This window comes from Streptomyces sp. NPDC043680 (assembly GCF_056436685.1).
Genome location: NZ_JBWKCE010000013.1, coordinates 118734 through 141033, shown reverse-complemented (window position 1 = coordinate 141033; position 22300 = coordinate 118734). Strand labels below are relative to the sequence as shown.

The 22300-nt window shown below is 72.9% G+C and carries 17 protein-coding genes and 1 pseudogene; 9 read left to right on the top strand and 9 right to left on the bottom strand.

All coding sequences use genetic code 11. The features are described from left to right. Positions 1-15: 15 nt before the first annotated feature. From AC0666_RS24390 to AC0666_RS24365, 6 genes are all read left to right on the top strand, one after another. Positions 16-2631, top strand: a complete 2616-nt coding sequence (locus AC0666_RS24390) for a sensor histidine kinase (protein ID WP_478708280.1) — start codon at positions 16-18, stop codon at positions 2629-2631. After that, positions 2628-3074 (top strand): roadblock/LC7 domain-containing protein, encoded by a 447-nt coding sequence (locus AC0666_RS24385; RefSeq protein WP_361713381.1) that lies wholly within the window; start codon positions 2628-2630, stop codon positions 3072-3074. Before AC0666_RS24390 ends, AC0666_RS24385 begins: the two co-directional genes overlap by 4 nt. Before the next feature lie 16 nt (positions 3075-3090). Beyond that, positions 3091-3471 (top strand): DUF742 domain-containing protein, encoded by a 381-nt coding sequence (locus AC0666_RS24380; RefSeq protein WP_361713379.1) that lies wholly within the window; start codon positions 3091-3093, stop codon positions 3469-3471. Beyond that, complete coding sequence (locus tag AC0666_RS24375; RefSeq protein ID WP_468964401.1) at positions 3471-4100, top strand: GTP-binding protein; 630 nt, start codon at positions 3471-3473, stop codon at positions 4098-4100. The genes AC0666_RS24380 and AC0666_RS24375 overlap by 1 nt, the downstream gene beginning before the upstream one ends. A gap of 146 nt (positions 4101-4246) precedes the next feature. Next, positions 4247-4645 (top strand): roadblock/LC7 domain-containing protein, encoded by a 399-nt coding sequence (locus AC0666_RS24370; RefSeq protein WP_361713376.1) that lies wholly within the window; start codon positions 4247-4249, stop codon positions 4643-4645. A 116-nt stretch (positions 4646-4761) separates the two neighbouring features. Next, positions 4762-5574, top strand: coding sequence for a DUF6397 family protein (locus tag AC0666_RS24365; protein WP_468964403.1), 813 nt, complete (start codon positions 4762-4764; stop codon positions 5572-5574). Here AC0666_RS24365 and AC0666_RS24360 read toward each other — a convergent pair. The 3 genes from AC0666_RS24360 to AC0666_RS24350 form a co-directional block, all read right to left on the bottom strand. Further along, positions 5538-5939 (bottom strand): YchJ family protein, encoded by a 402-nt coding sequence (locus AC0666_RS24360; RefSeq protein ID WP_361713372.1) that lies wholly within the window; start codon positions 5937-5939, stop codon positions 5538-5540. The two genes, AC0666_RS24365 and AC0666_RS24360, sit on opposite strands and share 37 nt — an antisense overlap. Positions 5940-5953: 14 nt before the next feature. Continuing rightward, positions 5954-6862, bottom strand: coding sequence for an acyl-CoA thioesterase (locus tag AC0666_RS24355; RefSeq protein ID WP_468964405.1), 909 nt, complete (start codon positions 6860-6862; stop codon positions 5954-5956). A 79-nt stretch (positions 6863-6941) separates the two neighbouring features. Further along, on the bottom strand, positions 6942-9464 hold the full coding sequence (locus AC0666_RS24350) for a DEAD/DEAH box helicase (protein ID WP_468964406.1): 2523 nt from the start codon (positions 9462-9464) through the stop codon (positions 6942-6944). Positions 9465-9609: 145 nt separating this feature from the next. On the opposite strand from AC0666_RS24350, the gene AC0666_RS24345 reads away from it, so the two are divergent. After that, the gene (locus AC0666_RS24345) at positions 9610-10401 is read left to right on the top strand and encodes a metal-dependent hydrolase (RefSeq protein ID WP_468964408.1); all 792 of its coding nucleotides are present in this window, start codon (positions 9610-9612) and stop codon (positions 10399-10401) included. A gap of 56 nt (positions 10402-10457) precedes the next feature. Here the strand turns inward: AC0666_RS24345 and AC0666_RS24340 are convergent, their stop codons facing one another. From AC0666_RS24340 to AC0666_RS24325, 4 genes are all read right to left on the bottom strand, one after another. Next, positions 10458-12239: an ABC transporter ATP-binding protein gene (locus tag AC0666_RS24340; RefSeq protein WP_478708279.1), complete on the bottom strand. Its 1782-nt coding sequence runs from the start codon at positions 12237-12239 to the stop codon at positions 10458-10460. Then, the gene (locus AC0666_RS24335) at positions 12236-14074 is read right to left on the bottom strand and encodes an ABC transporter transmembrane domain-containing protein (RefSeq protein WP_478708278.1); all 1839 of its coding nucleotides are present in this window, start codon (positions 14072-14074) and stop codon (positions 12236-12238) included. Before AC0666_RS24335 ends, AC0666_RS24340 begins: the two co-directional genes overlap by 4 nt. Before the next feature lie 102 nt (positions 14075-14176). Continuing rightward, complete coding sequence (locus AC0666_RS24330; protein WP_478708277.1) at positions 14177-17188, bottom strand: FAD-binding and (Fe-S)-binding domain-containing protein; 3012 nt, start codon at positions 17186-17188, stop codon at positions 14177-14179. A gap of 57 nt (positions 17189-17245) precedes the next feature. Beyond that, on the bottom strand, positions 17246-17707 hold the full coding sequence (locus AC0666_RS24325; protein WP_468579662.1) for a MarR family winged helix-turn-helix transcriptional regulator: 462 nt from the start codon (positions 17705-17707) through the stop codon (positions 17246-17248). 86 nt (positions 17708-17793) lie between these two features. Here AC0666_RS24325 and AC0666_RS24320 point away from each other — a divergent pair, with 86 nt between their 5' ends. Together AC0666_RS24320 and mltG are read left to right on the top strand one after the other, a co-directional pair. After that, complete coding sequence (locus AC0666_RS24320; RefSeq protein ID WP_468964415.1) at positions 17794-19665, top strand: ABC transporter ATP-binding protein; 1872 nt, start codon at positions 17794-17796, stop codon at positions 19663-19665. A gap of 63 nt (positions 19666-19728) precedes the next feature. Continuing rightward, complete coding sequence (gene mltG, locus AC0666_RS24315) at positions 19729-20595, top strand: endolytic transglycosylase MltG (protein WP_478708276.1); 867 nt, start codon at positions 19729-19731, stop codon at positions 20593-20595. On the opposite strand, the pseudogene AC0666_RS24310 reads toward mltG, so the two are convergent. Together AC0666_RS24310 and AC0666_RS24305 are read right to left on the bottom strand one after the other, a co-directional pair. After that, a pseudogene (locus AC0666_RS24310) lies at positions 20588-21654 on the bottom strand (FAD-dependent oxidoreductase). The gene mltG and the pseudogene AC0666_RS24310 overlap by 8 nt on opposite strands. Before the next feature lie 67 nt (positions 21655-21721). Beyond that, positions 21722-22201, bottom strand: a complete 480-nt coding sequence (locus tag AC0666_RS24305; RefSeq protein ID WP_468964417.1) for an Lrp/AsnC family transcriptional regulator — start codon at positions 22199-22201, stop codon at positions 21722-21724. Positions 22202-22300 lie beyond the last annotated feature (99 nt).

Here is a 22300-nt window from a genome sequence, read left to right as displayed (position 1 = left end):
AGGAACGAGGAGCCCATGCGCATTCCCCGCAGACAACCGGCAGCGGCGGCGCCGCAACTGCCCGCGCCGCCGGTACGCGGGCGCCGGGCCCACGCCGGACCGCCCGCCGACGAAGCACGGGCGGCAGAGCAGGACCCCGCGGCAAGGGAGAGCGCGGTCGGGCAGGACGCGGCGCGGGGGAGCGGGCATGCGCCACCCGCGCCCGGCGGCGCCCCCGCACCCGGCCCGCGGTGGGGGCTGCGTCCCCGGACCGTCCGCGCAAAGATCGTCTCCCTGCTGATGGTGCCGGTGGTCTCGCTGCTCGCCCTCTGGGGCTTCGCCACCGTCAGCACCGCCCAGGACATCGCCCGGCTCAGCCGGGTCCAGCGGGTCGACGCCCAGGTTCGCGCCCCCGTCGCCGCCGCCGTCACCGAGCTCCAGGCCGAACGGCGCGCGGCCCTGCGCCACCTGGCCGACCCCGCCGCCGGTCAGGACGGCGCTCTGGAACAGCAGTCGCGCCGCACCGACGCCGCCGTGGCGCGGCTGCGCCTCGGCGACCGCCACACCGTGGCCGAATCCGGCGACTACGGCAGCGACGTCGTCGTCCGCCTCGACGCCTTCCTGGCCGCCGCCGAGGGGCTGGGATCCGCCCGCAAGGAGATCGCGGACCGCCGCGCCACCCCCGACGCGGCCTACGAGACGTACACGCACGTCCTCGACACCGCCCTGGCCGTCAGCGGCTCCCTCGCCGGCGGTGAGCGGGCCGAACTCGGCCCCGATGCCCGTGTCCTGCTCGAATTCACCCGCGCCGGCGAACTGCTCGCGCGGGAGGACGCGCTGCTGACGGTACCGGGCCCGCGCACCGCCGAAACGCTTCGGCGTCTCACCGCGGTCATCGAGACCCGCCGCGCCCTCATCGCGAGCTCCACCGCCGACCTGCCCACCGCTCAGCAGGACGCCTGGCAGTCCGTCGCCAAGAGCGCCGCCTATGCCGAACTCACCGCCGCCGAGGACCGGGTGCAGACCACCGGAGCCGCCAAGGACGTCCGCGGTGCACCCGCGGGATGGGACGCCGCGTACACCGGCATCAGCAGCTCGATCCGGGAGATCGAGCAGGCGGCGCACGCCGCGGCGGTCTCCCGCAGCGACCCCTTCGCCCGCGGCGCGCTCAGCCCGGCCGGAGCCGCCGTGCTGCTGGGCCTGGCCGCCGTCGCCGCCTCCCTCGTCATCTCCGTACGGATCGGGCGCGCCCTCGTCGTCGAGCTCGTCTCGCTGCGCAACACCGCGCTGGAGATCGCCCACCGCAAACTCCCGCACGCCATGGACCGGCTGCGCGCAGGCCAGGAGATCGACGTCGATGCCGAGACCCCGCCGGGACCGGCTGCCGGCGACGAGATCACCCAGGTCGGCGAGGCGCTGGCGACCGTCCACCGGGCGGCCCTCGGCGCCGCCGTCGAGAGGGCCGAGCTGGCCAGCGGAGTCAGCGGGGTCTTCGTCAACCTCGCCCGGCGCAGCCAGGTCCTGGTGCACAAACAGCTCACCCTGCTCGACTCGATGGAGCGGCGCGCCGACGACCCCGGCGAGCTCGGCGACCTGTTCCGCCTCGACCACCTCACGACGCGGATGCGCCGGCACGCCGAGAGCCTGATCATCCTGTCGGGCGCGGCCCCGGGGCGGGCCTGGCGGATGCCGGTGCCGCTGACCAATGTCGTACGCGCCGCCGTGTCGGAGATCGAGGACTATCCGCGGATCGAGGTCCGGCAACTGGCCGAGGCGGCGGTCATCGGCGGTGCGGTCGCCGACCTCACGCACCTGCTCGCCGAACTCATCGAGAACGCCGCCCAGTTCTCACCGCCGCACACCAAGGTCCACGTCAGCGGCGAGCCCGTCGGCGCCGGATACGTGCTGGAGGTCGAGGACCGGGGGCTCGGAATGGGCCCCGAATCCCTCCATGAGGCCAACCGGCGCATCGAACAGTCCGAGGCGCTCGACCTCTTCGACAGCGACCGGCTCGGACTGTTCGTGGTCAGCCGCCTCGCCGCCCGGCACGGGGTGAAGGTGCACCTGCGCCCGTCACCGTACGGGGGCACGACCGCGGTGGTGTTGCTGCCGAACTCCCTCCTCCAGGGCGCGCTGGCGGCCGGTTCCGCAGGCACAGCAGGCACATCGGGCGCATCCGGCATGTTCGGCACGGTGGTCACACCGGGCACAGCGGCGGCTCCGGCGCAGCCCCCTGAACCGGTCGCGACGCCGAAGCAGCAACCGCGGGCGCCGGGAGCCGTACCTGCGCCCGCGCCGGCGCCCGTGATGACGGTCGTACGGGAGGAGCAGCCCCGCCCGGCCTCCGTGGCACCGCTGCGGCCGCGCGGCTCAGGCGGCGCCGCTCCCCGTACCCCCTCGGGGCCGGCACCGGCACCGGCAGAGGCGGCGGCCGCCGAACTGCCGCGCCGCGTACGGCAGGCCAGTCTGGTCCCGCAGCTGCGCGAGGCCCCCGCCGCCGAGGAGCCGGCGGGCTCACACCTTCCCGAGGCCGACGGGCCGGGGCGCAGCCCGGAACAGGCCCGGGACCGTATGGCGGCCTACCGGGCCGGCTGGGTCCGCGGGGCCCAGGAGAACTCCGCCCACGCAGGCGGCGAAGGAGAGCAGCGATGATCGAACACCACAGAAGCAGCAGCCTCGACGGCGGGCGCCGGTCCGGCGAACTGGACTGGCTGCTGGACGACCTGGTGGTCCGGGTCCGCGAGGTCCGGCACGCCGTGGTCCTGTCCAATGACGGGCTGGCGGTGGGCGCGTCCAGCGCACTCAGCCGTGAGGACGCGGAACACCTGGCGGCCGTCGCCTCCGGCTTCCACAGCCTGGCGAAGGGCGCGGGCCGGCACTTCCACGCCGGGGGCGTGCGCCAGACGATGGTGGAGATGGACGAGGGCTTCCTCTTCGTCGCGGCCGCCGGGGACGGTTCGTGCCTGGCCGTGCTCAGCGCCGCCAGCGCCGACATCGGGCTGATCGCCTATGAGATGGCCCGGCTGGTGAAGCGGGTCGGGGAGCACCTCTACACCCCGCCCCGGTTCGCGGCGCAGCCGCCGGCTGCGGGCTGAGGCGGCGGTCCGGCACATGGAAGGCCAGTGGTACGACGCCGACGCGGGCCCGCTCGTCCGCCCGTACGCGATGACGGGCGGACGGACGAAGCCGGGACCCCACGGGGTCCGGTTCGACCTGATCGCGCTGGTCGTCGTGGATCCGGGGGGCACGGACCCCGCGGCGGAGTCGCTGCTCGGCCCCGAGCACCGGGCGCTGCTCGGGCTCTGCCGGTCCGAGACCCAGTCGGTGGCGGAACTCGCCGCCGATGCGGACCTGCCCGTGGGCGTGGTGCGGGTGCTGCTCGGGGACCTGCTGGAGGCGGGGCACGTCAAGGTGAGCCGGCCGGTGCCGCCCGCCCGGTTGCCGGACGAGCGGATTCTGCGTGAAGTCATCGAGGGATTGCGAGCGCTGTGATGGGACACGAGGACGGAACCGGAGCCGCGGCGGACGGTGAACTGGCTTCTCTCGCGCTGAAGATTCTCGTGGCGGGCGGCTTCGGCGTCGGCAAGACCACGCTGGTCGGCGCGGTCAGCGAGATCCGGCCGTTGCGGACGGAGGAACTGCTCAGCGAGGCGGGCGAGACGGTCGACGACACGGACGGGGTGGCGCAGAAGACGACCACGACCGTGGCCATGGACTTCGGGCGGATCACCATCCGCTCCGGGCTGGCGCTCTACCTGTTCGGTACGCCGGGCCAGGACCGGTTCTGGTTCCTGTGGGACGAGCTGTCCCAGGGCGCGCTGGGGGCGGTCGTGCTGGCCGACACCCGGCGGCTGGAGGACTGCTTTCCGGCGGTGGACTACTTCGAGCACCGCCGGATCCCCTTCGTGGTCGCCGTCAACTGCTTCACGGGCGCGCGCGGTTACGGCGCCCACGAGGTGGCGCGGGCGCTGGACCTGGAGCACGGGACACCGGTGGTGCTGTGCGACGCACGGGACAAGGACTCGGGGAAGGAAGTGCTGATCAGGCTGGTCGAGTACGCAGGCAGGGTCCACACGGCCCGACTTCTGGAGTCGGTGGAGCCGCAGGCCGGTCAGGTGTGAACCGGGCCGCGCGCGGCTCTTGCGCCGTCTTCCTCGCCACGAGGACATCACCTTGCCCCAAAGCCGCTGGTGGGGAAGGCTGGCGGGCACTACTACGCGGGGTGGGGCGCGGCCACGGAGGCGGCGTCGACGGGGAGGGGCTCGACATGGCACTGGACAAGCAGCTCGACTGGCTCCTGGACGACCTCACGCGCCGGGTCCAGCAGGTCCGGCATGCGGTGGTGCTGTCCAACGACGGTCTGGTGACGGGCGCGAGCGCCGGGCTGGCCCGGGAGGACGCGGAGCATCTGGCGGCCGTGGCGGCGGGTCTGCAGAGCCTGGCGAAGGGATCGGGACGGCATTTCCGGGCCGGCGAGGTACGCCAGACCATGGTCGAGTACGACGAAGGCGTCCTGTTCGTCATGGCGGCGGGCGCGGGGAGCAGCCTGTGCGTCCTCAGCGCCGACGAGGCGGACATCGGGCAGGTCGCCTACGAGATGACGCTGCTGGTCAACCGGGTCGGCGAGCATCTGGGCGTGGCGGAACGGCGGATCACCGGAGGCTGAGTCCAGGGTGCCCGGCAGAGTTGTCCACAGGCCTGGCAGGCTGTCGTAGCACTGAGTTACGGTCTTTACACAGGGTGATCGCCGGTCGCGGTCGCCACGCGTGGGGGAGGACCGTCATGAAGGTTGCAGTCGAAGCCGCTCAGGCCGTACGGGTGGACGTACCATCGCAGCGGACCGTGGGCGGGGCCCGGGCCGCCGGGGAACTGGGGCTCAGCCGGAGCGAGTTCGCCCGGGCCGTTCAGTTGGGGCTCGTACGTCCCGAGCCGTCGGTGCGCGGCGGAAGCGCGAGCTATGCGCAGGCAGAGCTGGACCGGGTCACATCGGCCGAGGGCTTCCCGCAGGCACTGCGGGCGCAGGTCGAGACCGTCGCCGGAGCGGAGGCCGCGGGAGGTGTACTGGGCATCAGCCCCGGCCGGTTCACCCGGCTGGCCCGGTGCGGACGCCTCACCCCGGTCGGCTACCGGATCAACCGGTACCGGGCGGTGGTGTGGCTCTATCTCGCCGAGGAGCTGAGGCAGTTCGCTGCCCGGGAGCCCGGGATGCTGCGGGGGAGCGCACCCCCGGGGGACCGGGAGCTGATGGAGGCCAAGGCGGATCTGCGCCCGCGGGCGTGGCGCGCCCGTCATGTGGGGCTGTTGCTGAGACGAACCGCCGATCCCTGGGAGCGGGCTGCCGTTCTGGCCTCGGTGCTCCCGGAGGACGAGGTGCGCGAGGCAGTGCCCGACCCGGCGGAGCGGACCGTGCTCGCCGCGCTCGCTCCGCCCCCGCCGTACGGGCACCCGCAGATTCCAGCCGCGGCGGCCGTGGCGGCCCGGCTGCTGCGGGCCGGGCCGCCGGACGAGATCGACTGGTACCGCACCAGCCTGGACTTCGCGCTCAGCGGGGCCCGGGGTCAGTCGAAGTCGACGGGGGAGAGGGGGCCGACGTAGACCCAGGCCCCGCCCTCCCGCGTGAAGCTGCTGTGCTCGTGCAGGGAACCGGTGTGCCCGCCCTCGCGGTAGTGCGCCCGGAACTCCACCGAACCCTCCGTGTCGAACATCCCGCCGCGCTCGGCGGCCAGGATCTCCAGTCGCAGCCAGCGCTGTCCGGGATCCAGGTCGAGCCGGCCGGGACGGGTGTCCGGGTGCCAGGAGCGCAGCAGGTAGGCGGTGTCGCCGACGGCGAAGGCGCTGAAGCGGGAGCGCATCAGCAGCTCGGCGGTGGGCGCCTGGCGCTCACCGGAGTGGAAGCGGCCGCAGCACTGCGGATAGGCGGCGGGCAGCCCGCAGGGACAGGGGAGGGCCGGGGAGGTCATGGATGCGCTCAGTTCTACGGGTTCGGCTCGGCCGACGGGGACGCGGCCGGGGAGTGGGGATACGGGCGGAAGAGGCCTTCCTGGACCACGGAGACCAGCAGCCTGCCCTCCAGGTCGTAGATGCGGCCCCGGGCCAGGCCCCGGCCGCCGTGCGCGATGGGTGACTCCTGGTCGTACAGGAACCACTCGTCCGCGCGGAACGGTCGGTGGAACCACATCGCGTGGTCCAGGGAGGCCATGTCGAAGCCGCGCACGCCCCACAGCGGTTCCACGGGGATGCGCACGGCGTCGAGGAGGGTCATGTCACTGGCGTAGGTGAGGGCGCAGGTGTGCACGAGCGGGTCGTCGCCCAGCGGCCCGACCGCTCGCATCCACACCGCGCTGCGCGGATCGGCGTCCTTGAGCTCCTCGGGGGTCCAGCGGAGCCGGTCCGCGTACCGGATGTCGAACGGCTGGCGGCGGGCCATCCGCTCCAGGGCCTCGGGCAGCGCGCCCAGGTGCTCGCGGATCTCGTCGACGACCTTCGGGAGCGTGTCCGGGTGGGGGAAGTCGAGGCGAGGAGGCAGCTGGTGCTCGATGCTGCCCTCCTCCGGATGGTGGAAGGAGGCGGTCAAATTGAAGATCGTTTTGCCCTGCTGGACCGCGGTGACGCGCCGGGTGGTGAAGGACCGCCCGTCGCGCACCCGTTCCACCTGGTACACGATCGGCACCCCGGGGATGCCGGGGCGCAGGAAGTACGCGTGCAGGGAGTGGACCGGGCGGTCGCTCTCGGTGGTGCGGCCGGCGGCCACCAGGGCCTGGCCGGCGACCTGCCCGCCGAAGACCCGCTGGAGGGATTCCTGCGGGCTGGCGCCGCGGAAGATGTTGACCTCGATCTGCTCCAGGTCGAGCAGATCGACCAGTCTCTCGGCGGGGTTCGTCATCAGGGGTTCTCCACTGTCGGGCCCGGCAGGGCGGGTCGCTGGCGGGTGGGGCGCTCTCGCGGACGGAGTCCGGGAGAGCTCAGAGCGCGCCGAGTTCGCCGACCGAGGTCAGCCGGATGACCGCCCGGCCCTCCTCGTCGGACGCGGCGAGGTCGACCTCGGCGCTGATGCCCCAGCCATGGTCCCCGGCCGGGTCCGCGAAGGTCTGGCGGACGCGCCACAGACCGTGGGCCGGGTCCTCCTCGATCTGCAGCAGCTTCGGGCCGCGCGCGTCGGGCCCGGTGCCCAGGTCGTCGTACTCGTCCCAGTAGGCGTCCATGGCCTCGCCCCACGCGTCGGCGTCCCAGCCCGACTCGCCGTCCAGCTCGCCCAGCTCGTCGATGTGGTCCAGGGCGGCCAGTTCCACCCGGCGGAACATGGCGTTGCGGACCAGGACGCGGAAGGCGCGCGCGTTCGCGGTGACCGGCTTGACCTGGTCGGCCTTCTCCTGGGCTTCCTCCGCCGTCTCCACCTCCGGGTTCGCCAGCTGCTCCCACTCGTCGAGGAGGCTGGAGTCGACCTGGCGGACGAGCTCGCCCAGCCAGGCGATGAGGTCCTGGAGGTCCTCGGACTTCAGGTCGTCCGGGATGGTGTGGTCGAGCGCCTTGTACGCACTGGCCAGGTAGCGCAGCACGATGCCCTCGGTGCGGGCGAGCTCATAGAAGGAGGTGAACTCGGTGAAGGTCATCGCGCGTTCGTACATGTCGCGGATGATCGACTTCGGGGAGACCGGGTGGTCGCCGACCCACGGGTGGCTCTTGCGGTACACGTCGTAGGCGTGCAGGAGGAGCTCTTCGAGCGGCTTGGGATAGGTGACGTCCTGGAGCCGTTCCATCCGCTCCTCGTACTCGATCCCGTCGGCCTTCATCGCGCCCACGGCGATGCCGCGTTCCTTGTTCTGCTGGGCCGCCAGGATCTGGCGAGGGTCGTCCAGCGTGGACTCCACGACCGAGACCATGTCGAGCGCGTAGGAGGGGGACTCGGGGTCGAGCAGGTCGAAGGAGGCCAGGGCGAAGGTGGACAGCGGCTGGTTCAGTGCGAAGTCCTGCTGGAGGTCGACCGTGAGCCGGATGGTGCGGCCCTCCGCGTCCGGGGTGTCGAGCTTCTCCACCACACCGCCGTCCAGCAGCGAGCGGTAGATGGCGATCGCCCGGCGGATGTGGCGCAGCTGGGCCTTGCGCGGCTCGTGGTTGTCCTCAAGCAGGTGCCGCATCGCCTGGAAGGCATCGCCCGGCCGGGCGATGACCGACAGCAGCATGATGTTGGTGACCTTGAAGCGGGAGGTGAGCGGTTCCGGGTCGGCGGCGATCAGCTTCTCGAAGGTGGTGTCCGACCAGGCGACGAAGCCCTCGGGAGCCTTCTTGCGCACCACCTTGCGGCGCTTCTTCGGGTCGTCACCCGCCTTCGCGAGCGCCTTCTCGTTCTCGATGACGTGCTCGGGTGCCTGGGCGACCACGAAGCCCGCCGTGTCGAAGCCGGCGCGTCCGGCCCGGCCGGCGATCTGGTGGAACTCACGGGCGCGCAGCGTCCGCACCCGGTTGCCGTCGTACTTGGTGAGCGCGGTGAACAGCACCGTGCGGATCGGGACGTTGACGCCGACGCCGAGTGTGTCGGTACCGCAGATCACCTTCAGCAGCCCCGCCTGGGCCAGCTTCTCCACCAGCCGCCGGTACTTGGGCAGCATGCCCGCGTGGTGCACGCCGATACCGTGCCGTACGTAGCGCGAGAGGTTCTGGCCGAACTTGGTGGTGAAGCGGAAGTTGCCGATCAGCTCCGCGATCTTGTCCTTCTCCTCGCGGGTGCACATGTTGATGCTCATCAGCGACTGCGCCCGCTCGACCGCCTGGGCCTGGGTGAAGTGCACGATGTAGACCGGAGCCTGCCGGGTCTCCAGCAGCTCGGTGATGGTGTCCGTGATGGGCGTGGTGACGTACTCGTACGACAGCGGGACGGGCCGGGTCGCGGAGCGGACCACCGAGGTCGGGCGGCCGGTGCGCCGGGTCAGGTCCTCCTCGAACCGCTTCACGTCGCCGAGGGTCGCGGACATCAGGACGAACTGTGCCTGCGGGAGCTCCAGCAGCGGGATCTGCCAGGCCCAGCCGCGGTCCGGCTCCGCATAGAAGTGGAACTCGTCCATCACGACCTGGCCGATGTCGGCGTACTTGCCGTCGCGCAGGGCGATGGAGGCCAGCACCTCCGCGGTGCAGCAGATCACCGGGGCGTCGGCGTTGACCGAGGCGTCGCCGGTCAGCATGCCGACGTTCTCCGTACCGAACAGCTTGCACAGGTCGAAGAACTTCTCCGAGACCAGCGCCTTGATCGGCGCGGTGTAGAAGGTGACCTTGTCCTGGGCGAGCGCGGTGAAGTGTGCGCCGGCCGCGACCAGGCTCTTGCCGGAGCCGGTCGGGGTGGACAGGATCACGTTCGCTCCGGAGACGACCTCGATCAGCGCCTCCTCCTGAGCCGGGTACAGGGTGATGCCCTGATCCTCCGCCCACGAGGAGAAAGCCTCGAAGAGGGCGTCGGGGTCGGCGTCGGGCGGGAGCTGATCAATGAGGGTCACACCCCCCATCTTGCCTGGCTTCCCCCCGGATGAGGGAACCGGCGGCAGGATCGAAGATCATCGCCGGTACGCTGTGCCGTTGACCGGGCCCGATCGACACCGTCAACGGGGCCCGAACACCACATGACTGGGGCGGGGAACGACCATGATGGGTCCGGCGCACTCACTGTCCGGGGCGGCAGCCTGGCTGGGGGTCGGAGCGGCCGCCGCGGCCGCCGGGCACCCGATGCCCTGGCCGGTCCTCGTCGTCGGCGCGCTCATCTGCGCCGGCGCGGCCCTCGCGCCCGACCTCGACCACAAGTCGGCGACGATCTCGCGCGCCTTCGGTCCGCTGTCCCGCGGACTGTGCGAGGTGGTCGACAAGATCTCCTACGCCGTCTACAAGGCCACCCGGGCCCCCAAGGACGCCCGCCGCAGCGGCGGCCACCGCACGCTGACGCACACCTGGCTCTGGGCCGTCCTCATCGGTACCGGCTCCTCCGTGCTCGCGGCCACCACCGACCGCTGGGGCGTGCTCGTCCTGCTCTTCGTGCACCTGGTGCTCGCCGTCGAAGGCCTGCTGTGGCGGGCCGCCCGGATGTCCAGCGACGTGCTCGTCTGGCTGCTCGGCGCCACCAGCGCCTGGATCCTGGCCGGAGTCCTCGACCAGCCGGGCAACGGCGCCGGCTGGCTCTTCACCGGTCCCGGTCAGGAGTACCTGTGGCTGGGCCTGCCCGTCGTCCTCGGCGCCCTGGTCCACGACATCGGCGACGCCCTGACGGTTTCCGGCTGCCCGATCCTGTGGCCGGTACCGATCGCGGGGAAGCGCTGGTACCCCATCGGTCCGCCGAAGGGAATGCGCTTCCGCGCGGGCAGCTGGGTGGAGCTCAAGCTCTTGATGCCCGTGTTCATGCTGCTCGGCGGCGTGGGCGGCGCCTCCGCCCTCGGGTTCATCTAGCCCGGGGGAATCCAGGTGCCGCCCACGTCCCGCCCGCCCGACCGCCGGTCCTGCCGTCAGCCGTGCCAGGACCGCCACAGGGCGGCGTACGCCCCGTCCGCGGCGACCAGCTCGTCGTGCGAGCCCAGCTCGCTGATCCGGCCGCCCTCGACGACCGCGATCACGTCGGCGTCGTGCGCCGTGTGCAGGCGGTGGGCGATGGCGACGACCGTACGGCCGTCGAGCACCCGGGCCAGCGAGCGCTCCAGGTGCCGGGCGGCGCGCGGGTCCAGCAGCGAGGTGGCCTCGTCCAGCACCAACGTGTGCGGATCGGCCAGCACCAGCCGCGCCAGCGCGATCTGCTGGGCCTGCGCCGGGGTCAGTGCCGTCCCGCCGGAGCCGACCTCGGTGTCCAGGCCCGCTTCCAGGGCCCGGGCCCAGCCGTCCGCGTCGACCGCGCCGAGCGCGGCCCACAGCTCCGCGTCCCCTGCTCCGGTACGGGCCAGCCGCAGGTTGTCCCGCAGCGTGCCCACGAACACGTGGTGCTCCTGGTTGACCAGCGCCACCTGCTCCCGGACCCGCTCCGCCGGCATGTGCGAGAGCCGGGCCCCGCCCAGGGTCACCTCGCCGGTCCGCGGCGCATAGATGCCCGCCAGCAGCCGCCCCAGGGTGGACTTGCCCGCACCCGAGGGCCCCACCAGCGCCATCCGCGTCCCCGGGGGCACCGACATCGACACCTCGTGCAGGACGTCCACGCCCTCCCGGTAGCCGAACCGGACCCCGTCGGCCCGCACCTCCCGCCCGGCCGGGGAAACTGCCGCGTCGCCCGCGTCCGGCTCGATCTCCCGTACGCCCACCAGCCGGGCCAGCGAGACCTGGGCCACCTGGAGCTCGTCGTACCAGCGCAGGATCAGGCCGATCGGGTCGACCAGCATCTGAGCCAGCAGCGCACCCGTGGTCAGCTGCCCGACCGACATCCAGCCGTGCAACACGCAGTAGCCGCCGATCATGAGCACGGCCCCGAGGATCGTCACGAAGGTGACGTTGAGGACGGGGAAGAGGACCGACCGCAGGAACAGCGTGTACCGCTCCCACGCCGTCCACTCCTTGATCCGCCGTTCCGACAGCGCGATCCGGCCCGGCCCCAGGCGGTGCGCCTCGACCGTGCGGCCCGCGTCCACCGTCTCGGTGAGCGCCGCCGCTACAGCCGCGTACCCCGCCGCCTCCGATCGGTACGCCGAGGGCGCCCGCCGGAAGTACCAGCGGCAGCCGCCCACCAGTACGGGAAGCGCCACCAGCACGGCCAGCGCCAGCTGCGGCGCCGTCACCGTGAGCGCCCCGAAGAGCAGTCCGGCCCAGACCACCCCGACGGCCAGCTGCGGCACGGCCTCCCGCATCGCGTTGGCCAGCCGGTCGATGTCGGTGGTGATCCGGGACAGCAGGTCACCGGTGCCCGCCCGCTCCAGTACGCCCGGCGGCAGCCCCACCGACCGCACGAGGAAGTCCTCGCGCAGGTCCGCGAGCATCTCCTCGCCGAGCATCGCCCCGCGCAGCCGCACCAGCCGGACGAACAGGGTCTGCACGGCGAGCGCCAGCGCGAACAGCAGCGCCACGCGGCCCAGATGCAGTTCGCGCGCCCCCGCCGCGAGCTCGTCCACGACCCGGCCCAGCAGATAGGGGCCGACCATGGAGGCGATCACCGCGACCGCGTTGACGGTCACCAGCACCGCGAAGGCCCGCCGGTGCCGCCGCAGCAGGCCGCGCACATAGCCCCGTACGGTCGCCGGCGTGCCCACGGGCAGGGTGGCGGCCGATTCGGGGGCCGCCGGATCGTGTTCCGGTGGCGCCACGCCGATCATGCTGATTCCTCGATCTCTGTGAGTTCTTCTTCCAGCCGGACGATCTCCACGCGGGCGAGCCGCTGCTTCTCGTCGGTCTCGCGGGTGACGACCGCCCGGTAGAGCGGCTCCGCCTGGAGCAGCGCCCGGTGCGTACCGCTCGCCGCGACCGCGCCCTCGTGGATCAGGACGACCCGGTCCGCGCGGTCCAGCAGCAGGGGCGAGGAGGCCAGGACCACCGTGGTGCGCCCGGCCCGCAGGGCGGCGATCCCGTCGGCGATCCGTGCCTCCGTGTGCGAGTCCACCGCCGAGGTCGGCTCGTCCAGGACCAGCACCTCCGGATCGGTCGCCAGGGACCGGGCCAGGGCCAGCCGCTGGCGTTGGCCGCCGGACAGTGACCGGCCGCGCTCGGTGATCCGTGCGTCCATCGGATCGTCCACGCCGTCCGGCGCCGACTGCAGCAGCGCGTCCAGGACGTCCGCGCACTGCGCGGCGGCGAGCGCCGCCGCGGGCTCCACCGCCCCGGACGCCGGTACGTCGAACAGCTCGCGCAGCGTCCCCGACAGCAGCACCGGATCCTTGTCCTGTACGAGGACCAGCGTGCGCGCCGTGTCCAGCGCGAGGTCGTCCAGCGCGACCCCGCCGAGCAGCACCGAGATCCCCTCGGCCGGACCGCTGCCGTCCGCGGGATGGCCGCCGAGGCGTTCGGCGAGCCGGCCCGCCAGGTCCGGGTCCCCGCACACCACGGCGGTGAACAGCCCCGACGGGGCCAGCAGCCCGGTCACCGGGTCGTACAGGTCACCGCCCGCCGCCGGGGCCTGCGCGGCCCGCGCGGGAGCCGTCGGTCGTGCGGAGGCCTCCGTCCGCGACAGCGCCAGCACCCGGGCGGCCCGCTGGGCGGAGGGCCGGGAGAAGGAGTACGCCATCGCGATCTCCTCGAAGTGCCGCAGCGGGTAGAGCATCGTGGCCACCGCGCTGAAGGCGGCGACGAGTTCACCGACCGCCAGCCGGCCGTCCCGCACGAGCGCCGAGCCGTACCAGACCACCGTGATCAGCAGCGCTCCCGGCAGCAGCACCTGGATCGCCGAGATCAGCGCCCACATCCGGGCACTGCGCACGGCGGCCTCGCGCACCTCCTGCGAGGCTTCGCGGTAGCGGCCGAGGAAGAGTTCCTCACCGCCGATGCCCCGCAGGACCCGTAGGCCCGCCACGGTGTCGGACGCCAATTCGGTGGCCTTGCCCGCCTTCTCGCGCTGCACGTCGGCACGCCGGGTGGCGCGCGGCAGCAGCGGCAGCACGGACAGGGCGAGTACGGGGACGCCGATCGCCACCACGACGCCGATCGCGGGCGCGTAGAACAGCAGGCCGACGCAGATGGCGACGACGGCGAAGGCGGCGGCTAGGAAGCGCGAGACCGCCTCGACGAACCAGCCGATCTTCTCCACGTCACCCGTGGAGACCGCCACCACCTCGCCGGCCGCCACGCGCCGGGTCAGGGCCGAGCCGAGCTCCGCGGTCTTGCGGGCGAGCAGCTGCTGCACGCGGGCCGCGGCGGTGATCCAGTTGGTGACGGCGGTCCGGTGCAGCATGGTGTCGCCCACCGAGATCGCGGTGCCGATCACGAGCAGCAGCCCGCCGACCAGCAACAGCCGGGAGGCGTCGCGCTCCACGACCGCCTCGACCCCCAGGCCCACCGTGTACGGCAGTCCGGCGACACCACAGAAGTGCACCAGCCCCCAGCACAGGCTCTTGACCTGTGCGCCGAGTTGGCCGCGCCCGAGCCACACCAGGAAGCGCGGGCCGGAGCGGGCGTCGGGTACCCCGGGATCCGGATACGGAAGATCGCTGATCTGCATGACGCCCCATGACGGTCGAGTGGTTCAAACCGTGCAAGGTTCGCCTTCCGGGCTGGTCCCCGGCAATCGGTTTTGCGTTGGCCAAGGGCTGACGCACGGGGTTTACGGCCGGCCGTCGGCGGGGCGCGGGCTCCCGTGACGGGTGGCGCGCTCCAGTGCCAGCAGCGCCGACTGGTAGGCGCGGCCGGTGGCCCGGACCATCGCGACCTCACACATCCGGTTCGCCGACAGGTGCAGGTCGAACTCCCGTTCCCCGACCTCCGCGGCCTCCTGGGCGGTCGCCGCGCGCGTCAACTCCGGGTGCAGCATGCCCCGGTCGCCCGCGAAACCGCAGCAGCCCGCGTCGAGCGGAACCACCACCTCGCCCGCGCACGCGCCGGCCACCGCCCGCAGGTCGCCCTCATCGCCCAAGTGGCGCATCGAGCAGGTGGGATGGAGCACCGCCGAGTCCGCGAGCTGCCGGATCTCCAGCTCCGGAAGCAGTTCCCGCGCCGCCCACACGACGGAGTCGACGATCCGCAGTTCGTCGTGCAGCGCCCGGTTGTCGTCGGTGAGGTACGGGACCACCTCGTGCGCGAGGCCCAGCGTGCAGGACGACGCGTCGACCACGAGCGGCAGCCGCCCGCCCGCCGTCCAGCCCCAGGCCGCCTCCACGATCCTGTTGGCCATCACCCGGTTCCCGGCCTCGTACCCCTTCGAGTGCCAGATGGTCGCGCAGCAGGTGCCGGTGACGTCCGGGGGGATCCACACCGGCTTCCCGGCCCGCTCCGAGACGGCCACCACGGCCTCCGGCAGGGAGGGTTCGCCACGGCCGCCGTGTTCGCCGGGTTCGCCGTGGCCGGCATGTCCGCCGTGTCCGCCGTGTCCGCCGAAGATCCGGTTGACGCAGGCCGGGTAGTACACGGCCGCAGCCCCCACCCGCCGCGTCACGGGCAGCCCCGCTGCGGCCGCGCCCGGGAGCTGCGGCAGCCACCGCGGAACCAGGTCGGGCCGTACGGCCCTGCGCACCGCCTCCGTCAGCGCCTCCACAGCACGGTCCCCGAGCCGATCGCGGATCCGGTCGGCGGCGGCCACGGCCAGCCGCGCGGCGCCCTCGACGGCCTTGAACCGCCGGGCGGCGAGTTCGGCGGCACGCTCCTCGCGCGCACTGTGCCGGCGGCGGCGCAGGTCCTTCACCAGTGCACCGGTGTCGATGCCGACGGGGCAGGCCAGGGAGCAGCCGCCGTCGGCCGCGCAGGTGTCCACCGCGTCGTACCCGTACGCGTCGAGCAGCCCGTCCAGCACCCGGGAGCCGGGCTGCTGGCGCATCATCTCCCGCCGCAGCACGATCCGTTGGCGGGGCGTGGTGGTCAGGTCCTTGCTGGGGCAGACCGGTTCGCAGAAGCCGCACTCGATGCAGGGGTCGGCCACCGCCTCCACCTGCGGAATGGTCTTCAGCCCGCGCAGGTGGGCCTTCGGATCCCGGTCCAGCAGGATGCGCGGGGCGAGCACCCCGTCCGGGTCGACGACCTGCTTGGTGCGCCACATCAGCCCGGTGGCCTTCGGCCCCCACTCCAGTTCAAGGAAGGGGGCGATGTTGCGCCCGGTGGAGTGCTCGCCCTTCAGCGAGCCGTCGAACCGCTCGACGGTCAGGCGGCAGAAGTCGTCCATGAAGGCCGCGTACCGCTCCACCTCGGCGGGCCGCGCCGCGTCGAAGGCGAGCAGGAAGTGCAGGTTGCCATGGGCCGCGTGCCCTGCGACGGCCGCGTCGAAGCCGTGCCCGGCCTGGAGCGCGAGCAGCGCCTCGCAGGCCTCGGCCAGCCGGGACGGCGGTACCGCGAAGTCCTCGGTGATCAGGGTGGTGCCGCGGGCGCGGGATCCGCCGACGGCGGTGACGAAGGCCTTGCGGGCCTTCCAGTAGCCCTCGATGGTGTGCGGGTCGCGGGTGAGGTCGTTGGTGACCGAGGGCACCGGAGCCACCAGGTCCAGTCGGCCGAGGATCTCGGTGGCCCGCCGCTCGTACGCGGCGCGGCCCGCCTCGTCCGCGGCGCGGAACTCGACCAGCAGGGCGGTGGTGTCCTTGGGCAGGTCCGCCCAGTCGCCGGGGACGCCCGCGACGGCGACGGAGGCGCGCAGCGTGTTGCCGTCCATCACCTCCACGGCGCGGGCTCCCGCCTCGCTGAACAGCGGTACGGCGGCGGCCGCGGCGGGCAGCGAGGGGAAGAACAGCAGGGCGCTGGTGCGTTCGCGCTCCAGCGGCAGCGTGTCGAGGACGACCTCGGCGATGAAGCCGAGGGTCCCCTCCGAGCCGACCATCAGCCCGCGCAGGATCTCCACGGGCGTGGTGCCGTCCAGGTACGCGTCCAGCCGGTAGCCGGTGGTGTTCTTGATCTCGTACTTGGTCCGGATCCGGGCCACCAGCTCCGGATCGGCCTCGATCTCCGCCTTGATCCCCATCAGGCCGCGGCACAGCGCCGGCTCCGCGCGCAGGAGTTCCTCGTCGGCGAGCGGGTCGGCGGTGTCCACGACGGTGCCGCCGGGCAGCACGAGGGTGAGGGAAGAGAGCGTGCGGTACGCGTTCCTCGCGGTCCCCGCCGTCATGCCGGACGCGTTGTTGGCGACGACACCGCCGAGGGTGCAGGCGAGGGCGCTGGCCGGGTCGGGGCCGAGCACGCGGCCGTGGCGGGCGAGCGCGGCATTGGCCCGCGCCACGGTGGTCCCGGGCCGGATCCGGGCGCGCCGGCCGTCCTCCAGGACCTCGATCCCGGCCCAGTGGCGGCGTACGTCGACCAGGATGTCCTCGCCCTGGGCCTGCCCGTTGAGGGAGGTGCCGGCGGCGCGGAAGACCACCTCGCGCCCGCGGCCGTGGGCGTACGACAGCACGGCGGAAATGTCGTCCAGGTCCTCGGCGATCACCACGGCCTGGGGGACGAACCGGTACGGGGAGGCGTCGGAGGCGTAGCGGACCAGGTCGGAGACCTGCCACAGCACCTTGTCCGCGCCGAGCAGCTGCGTGAGCTCGCTCCGCAGCGGCTCGGGGGTGCCGGCGGCCCGGTGTTCGGGGACCCGGTCGGGAGCGGGGCCGGCGACGCGGTGCGGCCGCAGCGTTCCGGGCCTCGGTTCCAGCAGCGGCATGCGCGACCCCTCGCTACTCGTTCGGCCCAGTCCGGGCGAGCCGACTCGTGGCGACGCTCAGCAGCGGCGCCCCGTCGGGGCGTCCGTGAGGGCGTCCAGCAGGCCGCCGAGCACCTCGCGCTGCCCGGCGGTCAACGGAGCCAGGATCTCCTCTGCGGCGTCCGTTCGCGCGTTGCGCAGTTGCCGCAGCGTGGCGCGGCCGGTGTCGGTGAGCTCGATCCGTATCACGCGCCGGTTCGCCGGGTCGGGGGAGCGGCGCACGCATTCGGCGGCCTCCAGGCCGTCCACCAGCGTGGTCACGGCGCGGGGGACCACTTCGAGGCGGGCGGCGAGATCCGCCATCCGGGGCGGCTGCTCCCCGTCGTAGTGCGAGACGAGGCGCAGGAGCCGACTCTGGGCAGGCGTGATGCCGAGCGGTTCCAGATGGCGCTTCTGGATCCGGTGGAGCCGGCGGGTGAGCCGCAGCAGCTGTTCGGCGAGCACGCCGTCTGTGCTGTCGGTTTCGGAAGCGGTGCTCATACTGGGAAACAGTACCAGGACCAGGCTCATTGTGAGTATAGGTAACAATGAGCTATGCTCATGCGAGTCTCGTCAGAAGGAGGCCCATGCGCCCCGAGGAACCGAACTGGACCCCATCGAAGGAATCCCTCGACCCCGATCGCCCCGCCCCGGCCGAGCAGCCCCGGCAGCTGCGCCGGATCGTGGGCCTCTTCCGCCCCTACCGCGGCCGCCTCGCCGTCGTGGGGCTGCTCGTCTGCGCCTCCTCGCTGGTCGCCGTCGCCTCGCCCTTCCTGCTGAAGGAGATCCTGGACGTCGCCATCCCCGAGGGGCGCACCGGGCTGCTCAGCCTGCTCGCGCTGGGCATGATCCTCACCGCCGTCGTCACCAGCGTCTTCGGCGTGCTCCAGACCCTGATATCCACCACCGTGGGCCAGCGCGTCATGCACGACCTGCGCACCGCGGTGTACGCCCAGCTCCAGCGGATGCCGCTGGCCTTCTTCACCCGCACCCGCACCGGCGAGGTGCAGTCCCGCATCGCCAATGACATCGGCGGCATGCAGGCCACGGTGACCTCCACCGCGACCTCCCTGGTCTCGAACCTGACGGCCGTGATCGCCTCCATCGTCGCGATGCTCGCGCTCGACTGGCGCCTCACACTCGTCTCGCTGCTCCTGCTGCCCCTGTTCGTGTGGATCAGCCGACGGGTCGGCCGCGAGCGCAAGAAGATCACCCTCCAGCGGCAGAAGCAGATGGCCGCCATGGCCGCGACGGTCACCGAGTCCCTGTCGGTGAGCGGCATCCTCCTGGGCCGCACCATGGGCCGCGCCGACTCGCTCACCCGCTCCTTCTCCGAGGAGTCCGAGAAGCTGGTCGGCCTCGAAGTGCGCTCCAGCATGGCGGGGAGGTGGCGGATGTCGACCATCGGCATCGTCATGGCCGCCATGCCCGCGCTCATCTACTGGGCCGCCGGCATCGCCCTCCAGTCCGGCGCCCCCTCGCTCTCGGTCGGCACCCTCGTCGCCTTCGTCACCCTCCAGCAGGGCCTGTTCCGGCCCGCGGTGAGTTTGCTGTCGACCGGCGTGCAGATACAGACGTCCCTCGCCCTCTTCTCGCGGATCTTCGAGTACCTCGACCTGCCGGTGGACATCACCGAGCGCCCGGACCCGGTGCGGCTGGACCGGGCCAAGGGCGAGGTGTCCTTCGAGGACGTGTACTTCGCCTACGACGCCAAGCACGGCCCGACGCTGACGGGCATCGACATCACCGTCCCGGCGGGCGGGTCCCTCGCCGTGGTCGGCCCGACGGGCTCGGGCAAGAGCACCCTGAGCTACCTGGTGCCCCGGCTCTACGACGTGACCGGCGGGCGGGTCGCCCTCGACGGGGTGGACGTGCGCGACCTCGACTTCGACTCGCTGGCCCGCTCCATCGGCGTGGTCTCCCAGGAGACCTACCTCTTCCATGCCTCCGTCGCCGACAACCTGCGCTTCGCCAAGCCGGACGCCACCGACGAGGAGATCGCCGAGGCGGCCCGCGCCGCCCAGATCCACGACCACATCGAGTCCCTGCCCGACGGGTACGACACCCTGGTCGGCGAGCGCGGCTACCGCTTCTCCGGCGGCGAGAAGCAGCGCCTCGCCATCGCCCGCACCATCCTGCGCGATCCGCCGGTACTGATCCTCGACGAGGCCACCAGCGCACTGGACACGCGCACGGAGCATGCCGTGCAGCGGGCCATCGACAACCTGTCGCAGGGCCGCACCACCATCACCATCGCGCACAGGCTGTCCACCGTCCGCGACGCCGACCAGATCGTGGTGCTGGACAAGGGCCGGATCGCCGAGCGCGGGACCCACGAGGAACTCCTCGTGGCGGACGGCCGGTACGCGGCCCTGGTGCGCCGGGACCGGGAAGCGGCGCTGACGCCGGAGGTCCCGGACGCCGGTGAAGCGACCGAACCGGCCCCGGTGAACGTGTGATCGTATGACCGACATCTGAGCCTTACGTCAGAAAGGCCGCACTTCGCGGGTTGACGTGCCCGCATGCGACATGAGCACCGGCCGCCACGGCGGCGCATCCGGCTCACTCGCCGGGGCCGTCTGGCACTCTTGCTCTGCCTACTGCTCCCGATCGGTGCAGCCGTCCTGGTCCCGCTGCTGCGCGGCGGGGACGGCGGTCAGGCACCCGAGCGGCCCCGCCCGTTGGTGATCCCGGAGGGGTGGCGGGCCCCTCAGGTCTACGCCGCGATCGACCGCGCACTGCATCTCCCCGCGGGCTCCGCGAAAGCCGCTGCCGCAGCCGCCCCGCTGGCCCTGCCCGCAGAGGCCGGGGGCAACCCGGAGGGCTTCCTCTTCCCGGCGACCTACCCGGTGACCTCCAAGACCACGCCGGCCACGCTGCTGGCGTACATGGTGGAGACGGCCAACCGGAAGCTCGCCACCCCGGCCGTCACCCAAGGCGGCAAGGAGCACGGGATGACCCCGGACCAGACCGCCACCGTGGCCAGCATCGTGGAGGCGGAGGCCGACTCCCGCGCCGACATGGGCAAGGTCGCCCGGGTGGTGCACAACCGGCTGGCGAGGTCGATGCCGCTCCAGATGGACTCCACCCTCAACTACGCGCTGCACCGCAGCACCGTCGACACCAAGCTGAGCGAGACCCGGATCGACAGCCCCTTCAACACCTACCGGCGCCAGGGACTGCCCCCGACCCCGATCGGCAACCCGGGCCTGGAGGCCATGACCGCCGCCGTCGCGCCGACCCCGGGGGACTGGCTGTACTTCGTCACGGTCAAGCCGGGGGACACCCGCCTCTCGGAGACGTACGAGGAACATAAGGAGCACGTCGCGGAGTTCAACCGCGTGCGCGCTGCCGCCACCGGACGCGCCCACGCGGGGCCCGCTAGCTGACGGCCGATCCGGCCGGTTCGCGGGCGTCTGCGGCCAGCAGGCGGCGGATTTCGCGGGCCGCCGCACCGCCCGCGCGGTTGGCGCCGATGGTCGACGCGGACGGGCCGTAGCCGACCAGGTGGATCCGCTGGTCGCGCGCCGCACGGGTGCCCTCGACCCGGATGCCGCCGCCCGGCTCCCGCAGGCGGAGCGGGGCCAGGTGGTCGATGGCGGCCCGGAAACCGGTGGCCCACAGGATCACGTCGGCCTCCACCCGCCGGCCCTGCGCCCAGGCGACGCCCTCCGGGGTGATCCGCTCGAACACGGGCAGGCGCTCCAGCACCCCCGAGGCGATCCCCGCCCGGACGGCCTCGTTCAGCGCGAGCCCGGTGACGCTGACCACGCTCTGCGGGGGCAGCCCCCGGCGTACCCGCTCGTCGACCAGGGCCACCGCCGCGCGGCCCTCCGCCTCACCGAAGGCTCCGTCGCGGAAGACCGGGGCCGCCGGGTCACCCAGGTCGTCCGCGCGGCCACCTCGGCGATCTCCAGCAGGTGCTGCACCGCCGAGGTCCCGCCGCCCACCACGACCACCCGGGCTCCCGCGAAGGCCTCCGGCCCCGGGTAGTCGGCGGTGTGCAACTGGCGGCCGCGGAAGGTCTCCTGGCCAGGGTAGCGCGGCCAGAACGGCCGGTCCCAGGTCCCCGTGGCGTTGACCAGGGCGCGCGCGGACCAGGTCCCGTCCGAGGTCTCCACCCGCAGCCGCCCCTCGCGCCCCTCGCGTACCGCGCTCACGTCCACGGGGCGCCGCACCCGCAGGTCGAAGCGGGACTCGTAGGCGGCGAAGTACTCCGCGACGACATCCGACGAGGGCCGCCGCGGGTCCGCGTCCACGAGCTCCATGCCGGGCAGCGCGTGCATCCCGTGGACCTTGCCGTAGGTCAGCGAGGGCCAGCGGAACTGCCAGGCGCCGCCCGGCCGCGGCGCGTGGTCCAGCACCACGTGGTCGATCCCCGCCCGCGCCAGGTGGTAGGCACTGGACAGCCCTGCCTGCCCGGCCCCGACGACGACCACGTCCCGCATGATTTCGTTCACGGTTCTACCAACCCGGGGCGGGGGCGGGATCTTCCCGAGCTTCGGCGTCCGGGCCTCAGGAGGTGCGCACGGCCCGTCCCACGGACTCGACCAGCGGCAGCAGCCGGTGCGGGACCCGCTCGCGCAGGGCCACCTCGGTCCGGGTGCGGACCACACCGGGGAGCTGGATGAGCCGCTGGATCACGTCCTCCAGGTGCGCGTTGTCCCGGGCCGCCACCCGGGTCAGCAGGTCCCCGCCGCCCGTGATGGAGAAGGCCTCGATGATCTCGGGTACGGCGGCCAGCGCGTCCCCGACCTCGTCGAGGTACCCCTGGGTGACCTCGATGTGCACGAAGGCCAGGACCGGATGCCCGAGCGCGGCGGGGGACAGGACGGGGCCCGTCCCGGTGATCACCCCGGTGCGCTCCAGCCTGTCCAGACGGGCCTGGAGCGTGCCGCGCGCGATCCCGAGGATCCGCGCGTACTCGCGGACGCTGGTGCGCGGCTGCTCGATCAGCAGGCGCAGGATCCGGGTGTCGAGCTCGTCCACGGCCATGCTGCGACTGTACCCACGGCCCACCGGAACCCCCGCCCCGGAGAGCCGTGGTCCACCCCGGCCCGTGTCCCCCGTACGGGTGCGGTGCGTCCGTACGGA

What these genes read in the sequence shown, in the direction of transcription:
- mltG (WP_478708276.1), top strand. Translation starts at nt 19,729, where the DNA reads ATGCGACATGAGCACCGGCCGCCACGGCGGCGCATCCGGCTCACTCGC.
- AC0666_RS24340 (WP_478708279.1), bottom strand. Translation starts at nt 12,239, where the DNA reads ATGATCGGCGTGGCGCCACCGGAACACGATCCGGCGGCCCCCGAATCG.
- AC0666_RS24360 (WP_361713372.1), bottom strand. Translation starts at nt 5,939, where the DNA reads ATGACCTCCCCGGCCCTCCCCTGTCCCTGCGGGCTGCCCGCCGCCTAT.
- AC0666_RS24335 (WP_478708278.1), bottom strand. Translation starts at nt 14,074, where the DNA reads ATGCAGATCAGCGATCTTCCGTATCCGGATCCCGGGGTACCCGACGCC.
- AC0666_RS24385 (WP_361713381.1), top strand. Translation starts at nt 2,628, where the DNA reads ATGATCGAACACCACAGAAGCAGCAGCCTCGACGGCGGGCGCCGGTCC.
- AC0666_RS24330 (WP_478708277.1), bottom strand. Translation starts at nt 17,188, where the DNA reads ATGCCGCTGCTGGAACCGAGGCCCGGAACGCTGCGGCCGCACCGCGTC.
- AC0666_RS24375 (WP_468964401.1), top strand. Translation starts at nt 3,471, where the DNA reads ATGGGACACGAGGACGGAACCGGAGCCGCGGCGGACGGTGAACTGGCT.
- AC0666_RS24380 (WP_361713379.1), top strand. Translation starts at nt 3,091, where the DNA reads ATGGAAGGCCAGTGGTACGACGCCGACGCGGGCCCGCTCGTCCGCCCG.
- AC0666_RS24345 (WP_468964408.1), top strand. Translation starts at nt 9,610, where the DNA reads ATGATGGGTCCGGCGCACTCACTGTCCGGGGCGGCAGCCTGGCTGGGG.
- AC0666_RS24390 (WP_478708280.1), top strand. Translation starts at nt 16, where the DNA reads ATGCGCATTCCCCGCAGACAACCGGCAGCGGCGGCGCCGCAACTGCCC.
- AC0666_RS24320 (WP_468964415.1), top strand. Translation starts at nt 17,794, where the DNA reads ATGCGCCCCGAGGAACCGAACTGGACCCCATCGAAGGAATCCCTCGAC.
- AC0666_RS24305 (WP_468964417.1), bottom strand. Translation starts at nt 22,201, where the DNA reads ATGGCCGTGGACGAGCTCGACACCCGGATCCTGCGCCTGCTGATCGAG.
- AC0666_RS24325 (WP_468579662.1), bottom strand. Translation starts at nt 17,707, where the DNA reads ATGAGCACCGCTTCCGAAACCGACAGCACAGACGGCGTGCTCGCCGAA.
- AC0666_RS24370 (WP_361713376.1), top strand. Translation starts at nt 4,247, where the DNA reads ATGGCACTGGACAAGCAGCTCGACTGGCTCCTGGACGACCTCACGCGC.
- AC0666_RS24355 (WP_468964405.1), bottom strand. Translation starts at nt 6,862, where the DNA reads ATGACGAACCCCGCCGAGAGACTGGTCGATCTGCTCGACCTGGAGCAG.
- AC0666_RS24365 (WP_468964403.1), top strand. Translation starts at nt 4,762, where the DNA reads ATGAAGGTTGCAGTCGAAGCCGCTCAGGCCGTACGGGTGGACGTACCA.